Source organism: Nocardiopsis sp. CNS-639 (assembly GCF_000381685.1).
GTDB classification, from domain to species: Bacteria; Actinomycetota; Actinomycetes; order Streptosporangiales; family Streptosporangiaceae; genus Nocardiopsis; species Nocardiopsis dassonvillei.
In genome coordinates, this window is record NZ_KB906887.1 from 30,009 (window position 1) to 41,432 (window position 11,424).

Sequence of the window (11,424 nt, forward strand, 5' to 3'; positions counted from 1 at the left end):
GCGTCCTCCCGCCTGCCTCTGGTCGGCCCGAGTGATCGGTCGGGCGCTTTCCCCGAGTAACGGGCTCGGGCACGCGCGAGGGCGCCCCGCGGCCCCCTCCCGGGTGCGGGGCGCCCTCGCGTGTACGGGCCGACCGGCGGTCAGCCGGTGTTCTGGAGTCCGGCGGCCACGCCGTTGACCGAGAGCAGCAGCAGCCGCTCCAGGTGCTGCTGGTCCTCCTCAGACAGGGAGTCGGCCTCCTCGCCCCGCAGCGCCTCCAGGGCGCGCAGCTGGAGGTGCGAGAGCGCGTCCACGTACGGGTTGCGCAGGTCCACCGCGCGGGAGAGCACCGCCCGGTTCTCCAGCAGGCGGCTGTGCCCGGTCACCTTGAGCACCAGGTCGCGGGTGCGGTCGTACTCGGCGAGCACCCGCCCGGTCAGCTCCGGCCGCCCGCCCAGCGCCAGGTAGCGCTGGGCGATGTCGCGGTCGGTCTTGGCCAGGCTCATCTCCGCGTTGTCCAGCAGGGACGAGAACATGGGCCACTCGCGGTAGGCCGCCTGGAGCACGCCCGGGTCCTCCACCGCGGCCAGGCCCGTGCCCAGGCCGAACCAGCCCGGCAGGTTGACCCGGGTCTGGGTCCAGGCGAACACCCACGGGATGGCCCGCAGGTCGCCGAGCCCGCGCGCGGCGCCGCGCCGCGAGGGGCGCGAGCCCAGCCGCAGCTCGCCCAGCTCCTCCAGGGGGCTGACCCGGGAGAACCACACCGCGAAGTCCTCGGTGTTGATCAGCTCCAGGTAGGCCTCCTGGGCGGCGCGGGCGATGGTGTCGGCGTGGGCGCGGTACCGGCGCTCGGCGGAGCGCTCGCGCTCCTGGACGGCGTCGGTGGAGGCCATCAGCACCGCGTGGCCGACCTGCTCGATGTGGCGGCGGGCGATCGCGGGCTGGCCGTAGCGGGCGAAGATGACCTCGCCCTGCTCGGTGACCTTGAACCGTCCGCCGACCGAGCCGGGCGCCTGGGCGAGCAGGGCGCGGCTGGCCGGGCCCCCGCCGCGGCCGAGCGAGCCGCCGCGGCCGTGGAACAGGGTCAGGCGCACGTCGTGCTCTTCCGCCCACGCGGCCAGGCGGGCCTGGGCGTCGTAGAGGCGCAGGGTGGCGCTGACCGGCCCGACGTCCTTGGCGGAGTCGCTGTAGCCGAGCATGACCTCGATCCTGCGGCCGGTCTCGTCCAGGCGCTTGTTGACCTGGGGCAGCTTGAGCATGCCGTCGAGCACGTGCGGCGAGGCGTCCAGGTCGGCGCCGGTCTCGAACAGCGGGACGACGTCCAGGACGGGCACGCGTCCGGCGGGCAGCGCGTGGGCGGCCAGCTCGTACACGGCCGCGATGTCCTCGGCCGAGCGGGTGAAGCTGACGACGTAGCGGCGGCAGGCCTCCACGCCGAAGCGCTCCTGGATCCAGGCGATCACCCGGATCGTGGCGAGGACCTCCTCGGTGCGCTCGGAGAGCTCCCCGCCCTCGCGCAGTTCGGCGAGCGCGGCGGCGTGCACCTCGCTGTGCTGGCGGATCTCCAGTTCGGCGAGGTGGAAGCCGAAGGTCTGCGCCTGCCAGACCAGGTGCTGGAGCTCGCCGTAGGCCTGGCGGACCGCGCCCGCCTCGGCCAGGGACTCCTGCACGGTGCGCAGGTCGGCCAGGAAGGCGTCGGCGTCGGGGTAGGCCAGGTCGGCGTCGCGCTCGCGCGTGGCGCGCAGCCGGGCGGCGGCCAGCAGCAGGAGCTGGCGGTGCGGTTCGTTGGGCGAGCGCGCCCCGATCTCCGCCGTCAGCTCGGGCTGTCCCGCCTTGGCCGAGGCGAGCGCGTCGAGCAGCGCCGGGCTGGCGGGGGTGAGGTTGGAGTAGGCGGTGAGGGTGCGGGCCACCTTGGTGCAGGAGGCCTCCAGTCCGCGCAGCACGTGCTCGGACTGGATGAGCACGGCCTCCCGGGTGATGTCGGAGGTGACGTAGGGGTTGCCGTCGCGGTCGCCGCCGATCCAGCTGCCGTAGCGCACGAAGGGCGTGGCGCGGGGCGGGCGCACGCCGGTTCCCTCGGGGTCGATGGCGGCGTCCAGGCTCCGGTAGACCTGCGGGATGACGGAGAAGATGGTCTCGTCGAACGCGGCGAGGGCGGTGCGCACCTCGTCGAGCGGGTTGAGCCTGGTGTAGCGCAGCTGGGAGGTGCGCCAGAGCAGGTCGATCTCCTCCAGCAGGCGCCGGTGCGCCTCGGCCGCGGCGCTGCTGCCCTCGTGGGAGGCGTGCCAGGCCTCCAGTTGGGCGCTGACGCGCAGGATGGAGGTGGACACGGCTCGGCGGCGCGCCTCGGTGGGGTGGGCGGTGACCACGGGGTGGAACTCCATGCCCGCGATCAGCTCGTTGAGGCGTTCCTCACCGCCCTCGTCCTCGCGGATGGCGCGGACGGCCGCGGCGAGGGACTCGCGGGGCGGGTTGGCGGCGTCGTCGCGCTCGCGCAGGGCCCGCATCCGCTGGTGTTCCTCGGCCAGGTTGGCCAGGTGGAAGTAGACGGTGAAGGCGCGGGCCACCTGCTTGGCGCGCTCCAGCGGCCAGGCGGCGACGATCGCGGTGATCTCCTCCCCCGTGACCGACCCGTCGCGGGCGCCGATGACCGCTCTCCTGAGCTTCTCGACATCGGCGAGCAGATCCTCGCCGCCGCTTTCGGCGAGGACCGTTCCGAGCATCTCGCCGAGCAGTTTGACGTCATTCCTGAGCTGCTCGGGAACTTCCTGCCGTGCACTGTCGCGTTCCGCGCTTACCGCTGTCATGGTCACCGACCCTACAGAGATCGCACCCGCCGCCAGGTGCGCGGGGGCGTATTTTCGATGTTTTGCCCGGGCGTTAACCATTGTTGCTCACAAGAAAGGAGAGCACATTTCCTCACGCGTTTTCGGTGATACCGCGTTCCGCGCCGCGGACTCCGCGTGTACGTTCCGTGCGCTTTGTGTGCTTCTCGTGCACGCTCCGGATCCGGGCTCCGGCGACGGGCCTGGTCGGAGGCCTGCCGCCGCATACCTACTCGTCGGTAACCCGGGCTGGGTTCTCGTGTGACGACCCCTCGCGGTTAACCTGCGTAGTTATGGCCACCGAAGCCCCTGAACCACTGTCCGCGGACGAGATCGACATCCACACGACTGCGGGCAAGCTCGCCGACCTGCAACGACGCCGGTACGAGGCCGTACACGCAGGGTCTGCCCGAGCCGTTGAGAAACAGCACGCCAAAGGCAAGATGACCGCCCGCGAGCGGATCGACGCACTGCTCGATCCCGGCTCGTTCGTGGAGTTCGACGCCCTGGCCCGACACCGCTCCACCAGCTTCGGCCTGGAGCACAACCGCCCCTACGGTGACGGCGTCGTCACCGGCCACGGAACGGTCGACGGACGTCCCGTGGCGGTGTTCAGCCAGGACGTCACCGTCTTCGGCGGATCGCTGGGCGAGGTCTACGGCGAGAAGATCGTCAAGGTCCTCGACCACGCCCTCACCAACGGGTGCCCCGTCGTGGGCATCAACGAGGGCGGCGGCGCGCGCATCCAGGAGGGCGTGGTCGCGCTCGGCCTGTACGCCGAGATCTTCAAGCGCAACACCCACGCCTCGGGCGTCATCCCGCAGATCTCCCTGATCATGGGCGCGGCCGCGGGCGGCCACGTCTACTCCCCCGCCCTCACCGACTTCGTCGTGATGGTGGACGAGACCTCGCAGATGTTCATCACCGGCCCCGACGTCATCAAGACCGTCACCGGCGAGGACGTCTCCATGGAGGAGCTGGGCGGCGCCCGCACCCACAACACCAGGTCGGGTGTGGCGCACTACATGGGCGCCGACGAGCAGGACGCGATCGAGTACGTGAAGACGCTGCTCTCACACCTGCCCGACAACAACCTGGAGGAGGCGCCGCCGCTGCCTCCCGAGGACGCCCCGGGCGACGAGGCCACCGACGCCGACCTGGCCCTGGACGCGTTCATCCCGGACTCGGCCAACCAGCCCTACGACATGCGCACGGTGGTCGAGGCCGTCCTGGACGACGGCGACTTCCTGGAGGTCCACGCCCAGTTCGCCACGAACATGGTGGTGGGCTTCGGCCGCGTGGACGGCCAGTCCGTCGGCATCGTCGCCAACCAGCCCCTGAGCCTGGCGGGCTGCCTGGACATCGACGCCTCCGAGAAGGCCGCGCGCTTCGTGCGCACCTGCGACGCCTTCAACGTGCCGGTGCTGACCTTCGTGGACGTGCCCGGGTTCCTGCCCGGCACCGACCAGGAGTGGGACGGCATCATCCGCCGCGGCGCCAAGCTGCTGTACGCCTACGCCGAGGCCACGGTGCCCCTGATCACCGTCATCACGCGCAAGGCCTTCGGCGGCGCCTACGACGTCATGGGCTCCAAGCACCTGGGCGCCGACGTCAACCTGGCCTGGCCCACGGCGCAGATCGCGGTCATGGGCGCCCAGGGCGCGGTGAACATCCTGCACCGGCGCACGCTGGCCGCCGCCGACGACGTCGAGGCCGAGCGCACCCGGCTGGTCGGCGAGTACGAGGACACCCTCCTCAACCCCTACTCCGCGGCGGAGCGGGGCTACGTGGACGGGGTCATCATGCCCTCCGAGACCCGCGTCCGGATCGCTAAGTCCCTCAAGGCGCTGCGCAACAAGCGCAAGCAGCTGCCGCCCAAGAAGCACGGGAACATCCCGCTGTGAGCGCGCCGAAGAACCCGCCGCACCTGGCCGTGATCCGCGGCGAGCCCACCGCCGAGGAGCTCGCGGCCCTGACCGCCGTGCTCGGTGCCCGTGCCCGGGCCGCCCGGGCCGCCGAGGAGCCCGCCCCCGAACGCCCGTCCGGGTGGCGGGACCGCTCGCGCCTGACGCGCGGCGCCCCACCGCGCCCGGGCCCCGGCGCCTGGCGGCTGAGCACGCGATGACCCCGCCATCCCCACCCTCGGACTCACCATGGAGCGGACGGCGCGCTGCCCGCCCCGCGCCGACCGGAAGGACTTCCCACCGTGCGTAAAGTACTGATCGCCAACCGCGGCGAGATCGCCGTGCGCATCGCCCGCGCCTGCCGCGACGCCGGACTCGCCAGCGTCGCCGTCTACGCCGAGCCCGACCTGGACGCCCTGCACGTCAAGGTCGCCGACGAGGCCCACTCCCTGGGCGGGAGCACCCCGGCCGACTCCTACCTGGACATCGCCAAACTCCTGGCGGTGGCCGAGGCCTCCGGGGCGGACGCCGTCCACCCCGGCTACGGGTTCCTGGCCGAGAACGCCGACTTCGCCCAGGCCGTCATCGACGCCGGGCTGACCTGGATCGGTCCGCCCCCCTCGGCGATCACCGCCCTGGGCGACAAGGTCCAGGCCCGCCACATCGCCCAGAAGGTCGGCGCCCCGCTGGTGGCGGGCACCGCCGACCCCGTGGAGTCGGCCGAGGAGGTCGTGGCCTTCGCCGAGGAGCACGGCCTGCCCATCGCGATCAAGGCCGCCTTCGGCGGCGGCGGGCGCGGCCTCAAGGTCGCCCACACCCTGGACGAGGTCGCCGACGCCTACGAGTCCGCGGTGCGCGAGGCGGTCACCGCCTTCGGCCGGGGCGAGTGCTTCGTGGAGCGCTACCTCGACCGGCCCCGGCACGTGGAGACCCAGTGCCTGGCCGACACCCACGGCAACGTCGTGGTGGTCTCCACCCGCGACTGCTCGCTCCAGCGGCGCCACCAGAAGCTGGTGGAGGAGGCGCCCGCGCCGTTCCTGTCCGCGGAGCAGATGGAGCGGCTGCACAGCTCCTCCAAAGCCATCCTCGCCGAGGCCGGGTACACCGGCGCGGGCACCTGCGAGTTCCTGGTGGGCGTGGACGGCACCATCTCCTTCCTGGAGGTCAACACCCGTCTCCAGGTCGAGCACCCCGTGACCGAGGAGGTCACCGGGATCGACCTGGTGCGGGAGATGTTCCGCATCGCCGACGGCGAGGAGCTGGGCTACGGCGACCCCGAGGTGCGCGGGCACTCCTTCGAGTTCCGCATCAACGCCGAGGACGCCGGGCGGGGCTTCATGCCCGCGCCGGGCACCATCACCGAGCTGAACCTGCCCGGCGGCCCGGGCGTGCGCGTGGACACCGGCTGCGAGGCCGGGTTCACGGTGCCCCAGGCCTTCGACTCGATGGTCGCCAAGCTCGTGGTGACGGGCCGCACCCGCCAGGAGGCGCTCCAGCGCTCGCGGCGGGCCCTGGCCGAGTTCACGGTCGGCGGGATGCCGACGGTGATCCCGTTCCACCAGGCCGTGGTGAGCGACCCGGCCTTCGCCCCGGCCGACCCCGAGCAGCCGTTCGGGGTCTACACCCGGTGGATCGAGACCGAGTTCGAGAACACCATCGAGCCGTGGTCGGGCACCCCGGGCGAGCCGGTCGAGGCCGAGCGCGAGAGGGTCACCGTCGAGGTGGGCGGCAAGCGGGTGGAGGTGGTCCTGCCCGCCGGGCTGGGCGCCTCGGCCGCCCCCGCCGGTGGCGGTCAGAGCCGCAGGAAGCGGACCGCGCGCAAGGGCGGCGGAAACACCGTGGCGGCGGGTGGCGACTCGCTGGTCTCGCCGATGCAGGGCACCGTGGTCAAGCTGGTGGCCGAGGAGGGCCAGCAGGTCGCCGAGGGCGACACCGTGGTCGTCATCGAGGCGATGAAGATGGAGCAGCCGCTCAACGCGCACAAGGCCGGGACGGTGACGGGCCTGAGGATCGCCGCGGGCGAGACCGTCGGCAACGGCGCGGTGGTCTGCGAGATCAAGGACGCCTAGCGTCCGCGCCACGCGCGGGTGGGCCACCCGCAGGCGAAGGGGGAGGTACCGGCGACCGGTGCCTCCCCCTCGCACGTGGTCAGCGGTTCGGGATGTCGGTCAGGTCGATGTCCGGACCGCAGGGCGCGCTGACCCGCACACGTTCCCGATGGACACCGACGTTCACGTACCCGCCGTTGACGGGGTCGAACAGCATCCGCCATCCCAGGACACGGGGCGCTCATCCCGGAACGGAGCGTAGCCTCCCTGGGACGGTCCGCGCGGGCTTCTGGGACTCCCGCCCTGCGGAACGAGTGATCCTCGACGCATCCGCGCCGGGCGGAACGCGCCGCAGTGCCCGTGGAGTGGACGTTGTGGCGCCAGGGACAGGAAGTTGTCGACACCCGCGTATGGAATAGATAAGGAACGAACGTTATTGTCCTTGTCTGTGACGAACATCTGGGGACTGACGCGACGGTGGCACATCGACCTGTGCCGCCGCGGCTGTCAGGCGTGTCGCTAGGTCCACGCGCGCCCTTCCGGGCAGCGCGCCGCGCACCCTTCTTCCCCGTGTCACCATCCCCTCGGTGATGCCCGCCGTTCCCCGTGCCGGAAACCCCGGCGGTGCCGACCGCTCCGCCGTGCGTACCCCTCCGGCTGCCTTCACCACCACTGGAGTCCCATCCCGTGTCCGCACAGAGCACAGACGCGCCCAAGAAGCGCAGAGCCCTCCGTTTCCCGTTCGCGGCACAGGTCCTGGCGGGCCTGGTCCTCGGCGTCGTCCTGGGCGCCGTCGCCTTCCAGCTCAGCCCGCCCGACCCCGAGACCGGTGACGCCACCAACTGGCTCGCCGTCACCCTCGACACCGTCGGCTCGACCTTCGTCACCCTGCTGCGGACCATCGTCCCGCCGCTGATCGTCCTCGCCGTCATCTCCTCCATCGCCAACCTGCGCAACGTCACCAACGCGGCGCGACTGGCATGGAAGACCCTGCTGTGGTTCGGCGCGACCGCCCTGGTCGCGGTGGGCATCGGCATCGCCCTGGGCCTCATCGTGCGGCCCGGCGTCAACAGCGGCGTGGACGCGGCCACCGCCGCCGAGCCCTCGGGCACCGGCTCCTGGATGGCGTTCATCGAGAGCATCGTCCCCGCCAACTTCCTCGGCCTGGGCGCGAGCGTCTCCGGCGCCGACGACGGCAGCTTCAGCGCCTCGCTGGACTTCAACGTCCTCCAGCTGATCGTCATCGCCATCGTCCTGGGCATCGCCGCGATCAAGGTCGGCAAGGCCGCCGAGCCCTTCATCGCCTTCACCGACTCCGCGCTCCAGGTCGTGCTCAAGGCCCTGTGGTGGATCATCCGCCTGGCCCCGATCGGCACCGTGGGCCTGCTCGGCAACGCCGTGTACAGCTACGGCTGGACGACCATCGGCGCCCTGGGCAAGTTCGCGCTGACCATCTACATCGGCCTGGCGCTGGTGCTGTTCGTCGTCTACCCGGTGCTCGCCCGCGTCAACGGCCTGTCCCCGGTGAAGTACTTCAGCGGCGTGTGGCCCGCGGTCCAGCTGGCCTTCGTGTCCCGCTCCTCGATGGGCACCATGCCCGTCACCCAGCGCGTGACCGAGCAGAACCTGGGCGTGCCGCGCTACTACTCCGCGTTCGCCGTGCCCTTCGGCGCCACCACCAAGATGGACGGCTGCGCCGCGATCTACCCGGCGATCTCGGCGATCTTCATCGCCCAGTTCTTCCCCGGCATCAGCCTCGGCCTCACCGACTACCTGCTGATCGTGTTCGTGTCGGTGATCGGCTCGGCAGCGACCGCCGGAACCACCGGCGCGACCGTCATGCTGACCCTGACCCTGTCCACCCTGGGCCTGCCCCTGGAGGGTGTGGGCCTGCTGCTGGCCGTCGACCCGATCCTGGACATGGGCCGCACCGCGGTCAACGTGGCCGGTCAGGCGCTGGTCCCGGCCATCGTCGCCAAGCGCGAGGGCATCCTGGACGTGGCCCGCTACCACGCGCCGCGCGACGCCTCCGGCTTCGTGCCGCTGGACGAGGCGCACGAGGACGTCGAGGGCGAGGTCGGCGAGCCCGGCGTGAAGAAGGTTCCCGCCGGAGCCTCCGGCCAGGGCTGACCCACAGCCTCACCCCGTCCGCAGCGGCCCGCCGGAGCACCTCCGGCGGGCCGCTGCGCGTGTACGGCGGGTGGGACTGCGCGTTGCGGGTGGGACTGTGTGTAGGGGTGAGGCTGTGTGTGCGGGTGAGGCTGTGTGTGCGGGTGAGACCGTGTACAGCAGATGGGGCTGTGTACGGCGCGTGAGACCGTGTACTACCGGTGAGTTCCGGCACAGGGGGAACCCCGCGGGTGCGCCCGTTCGTCTAGGTTGGAGAGGGAGGCGAGAGGAACGATCATGTTGCGCCGCTTGGTAACACCCACAGTGCTGACCGCCGGACTCGCGGCGGCGATGGTGAGCGCCGCGGTGGCGCCCGCCTCGGCTGACGCCCAACCCCAACCGCCCGAGGCCCAGGCGATCGCCGAGGAACTCGGGAACGACAACGTCTTCATCGATCCGAGTATCGACGCGATCCCCGAGGCCGAGCAGGGAATCCTGGAGTCGACCGCCGCCGATGCGGACGTCCCCGTCTACTACGTGATCCTGCCCACCGACAGCATCTCCTCCCAGGCCGGTCTCGACGCCCTGATGAATCCCGTCATGGACGAGGTCGGGGACGGGGTCTACGGCGTGTTCGCGGGCAGCCAGACCTTCCAGGTGCTGTCCCCCAACGTCGAGGACACCGAGGCCATCCAGCAGATCGCCATGCGGGAGGGCGGCGGCAACCAGGTCGACACCCTCGTCGCCATCCCCGACGCCGCCACCCAGGTCGAGGAGGCCGAGGCTGCCGGGGCCACCTCCGGGTTCGTGCTCCTCGGACTCCTGCTGGCGGTCGTCGCCGCGGGCGCGTGGTTCGTCCACCGCAGCCGCAAGAAGCGCGAGGCCGAGAAGGCCAAGCAGCTGGAGGAGATCAGGCAGATGGCCACCGAGGACGTCGTGCGCCTCGGTGAGGACGTCGCCCGGCTGGAGATCGACGTCTCCAAGGTCGACGACGCCACCCGCAACGACTACTCCCAGGCCATGGACGCCTACGACCAGGCCAAGGCCCAGCTGGACAACATCCGCGAGCCCGAGCAGGTCCGGCTGGTCACCAGCTCCCTGGAGGACGGCCGCTACTACATGACCGCCACCCGGGCCCGCCTCAACGGCGACCCGGTGCCCGAGCGGCGCGGCCCCTGCTTCTTCAACCCGCAGCACGGCCCGTCCGTGGAGGACGTGACCTGGGCCCCGCCCGGCGGCGCGCCCCGCGAGGTCACCGCCTGCGCCGACTGCGCGCGTGCGGTGCGCACCGGCGGCCAGCCCGACGTCCGCCTGGTCGAGGTGGACGGCGAGCGCCGCCCGTACTACGACGCCGGCCCGGCCTACTCGCCCTACGCGAGCGGCTACTTCGGCATGAACATGATGATGGGCATGTTCACCGGCATGATGATGGGCTCCATGATGGGGTCGATGATGGGCATGGGCATGGGCGCCGGTGAGGTCGGCGCCGGAGAGGACTTCGGAGGCGGGGACTTCGGGGGCGGCGACTTCGGGGGCGGCGACTTCGGAGGCTTCGACTTCTGACCCGCGCGCAGACGAAGGAACGATGACGAACGAAGGGCCCCGGGCGATCTGCCCGGGGCCTTTTGTGTGTTTCCACGTTTTCCACAGGTGGGGGTTGGGGGTGTTCCGGGGTGGGGTGGGGATGGTTTCCTGGAAATAGGGGGGATCCCACCCAGTAGGCGTTTTGGCATGCCCTGAAACATCCCATGTCCGGCACCCCCATACCCCACACTCAATGGAGATAATGAATTGAGGGGTAGGGAGGGGCCGTCTTCAGGTCTCTCCCCTACGCCGTTCTTGTCGGGGGTTGTTGGCGGCAAAGAAAGCGCACCAGCTGCCGCGAAGTGGAATGGTCTGCGAAAAACGGTGGGCGTCGGGCGGGGGCGGGGGTGTGCGACGAAAAGCGGCACCAAAGGCGGGAGCGACCACCGGAGGGCGACCAACGCCCGGGGTATAGGGATGGTCGGGCTCTGCTGCGTCGGCACCAACGGCAAGCGGACCCTCCGGCCTCGGGCAACGACCCCGGCCCCCGCGGCCGGGGCAGGCGACGATCGCGCCAACGGCCACTTCTCATTCTGGGAGCACATTTTCGGACACCTTTTAACCTGGCCCAATTACACCCCATGAAGAAAAATCGGCCCCCAGAAAGAAAGTCGGCAATTGCCGCTGTGAATAGTGGAGAAATGGCGGACACTGGCCTATAATAAGAAGTATGGAGATGATGATCGCAGCGCCCAAGGCGGCCCCCGGGGAGTGCTCCCCGGCCGTGGCCGCGCTGGCCGGTGCGCGCGAGATCATCCACCAAGCGTTGAATACCGAGGTGCCGCCCGGGGCCGATGAGGCCGCCGCGGAGGAGATCGCGGCGCTGTGGGCCCAGCTGGAGAAGATCCGCTACCAGGCGTTGACGCGGATGGCGCGTTTGTACGCGCGGGGTGAGGTCGCCCGCTACAGCGGTTACTCCACGTTGGACAAGTGGATCACCCACCGGTGCAAGGTTCCCACCGCTCAGGCCAAGGA

Annotated in this window: 6 protein-coding genes and 1 pseudogene; 6 read left to right on the forward strand and 1 reads right to left on the reverse strand. The window is 71.0% G+C overall.

Going from position 1 to position 11,424, the window contains the following annotated elements:
- Positions 1-140: 140 nt before the first annotated feature.
- Positions 141-2,786 carry a phosphoenolpyruvate carboxylase gene (locus G011_RS0127995; RefSeq protein ID WP_255342168.1) on the reverse strand — a complete coding sequence of 882 codons (2,646 nt, stop codon included), beginning with the start codon at positions 2,784-2,786 and terminating at the stop codon, positions 141-143.
- Positions 2,787-3,097: 311 nt separating this feature from the next.
- Here G011_RS0127995 and G011_RS0128000 point away from each other — a divergent pair, with 311 nt between their 5' ends.
- The 6 genes and pseudogenes from G011_RS0128000 to G011_RS0128030 form a co-directional block, all read left to right on the forward strand.
- On the forward strand, positions 3,098-4,708 hold the full coding sequence (locus G011_RS0128000) for an acyl-CoA carboxylase subunit beta (RefSeq protein ID WP_026338740.1): 1,611 nt from the start codon (positions 3,098-3,100) through the stop codon (positions 4,706-4,708).
- On the forward strand, positions 4,705-4,929 hold the full coding sequence (locus tag G011_RS0128005) for an acyl-CoA carboxylase subunit epsilon (RefSeq protein WP_019611372.1): 225 nt from the start codon (positions 4,705-4,707) through the stop codon (positions 4,927-4,929). The genes G011_RS0128000 and G011_RS0128005 overlap by 4 nt, the downstream gene beginning before the upstream one ends.
- A gap of 81 nt (positions 4,930-5,010) precedes the next feature.
- Positions 5,011-6,777: a biotin carboxylase N-terminal domain-containing protein gene (locus G011_RS0128010; protein ID WP_019611373.1), complete on the forward strand. Its 1,767-nt coding sequence runs from the start codon at positions 5,011-5,013 to the stop codon at positions 6,775-6,777.
- A 666-nt stretch (positions 6,778-7,443) separates the two neighbouring features.
- A complete protein-coding gene (locus G011_RS0128020; protein ID WP_019611375.1) occupies positions 7,444-8,886 on the forward strand; it encodes a dicarboxylate/amino acid:cation symporter in 1,443 nt (480 codons plus the stop codon).
- A gap of 303 nt (positions 8,887-9,189) precedes the next feature.
- Entirely contained in the window at positions 9,190-10,428 is a 1,239-nt protein-coding gene (locus G011_RS0128025; RefSeq protein WP_019611376.1) for a hypothetical protein, read from the forward strand.
- 700 nt (positions 10,429-11,128) lie between these two features.
- Positions 11,129-11,424: pseudogene (locus G011_RS0128030) on the forward strand (HNH endonuclease); the annotation flags it as partial.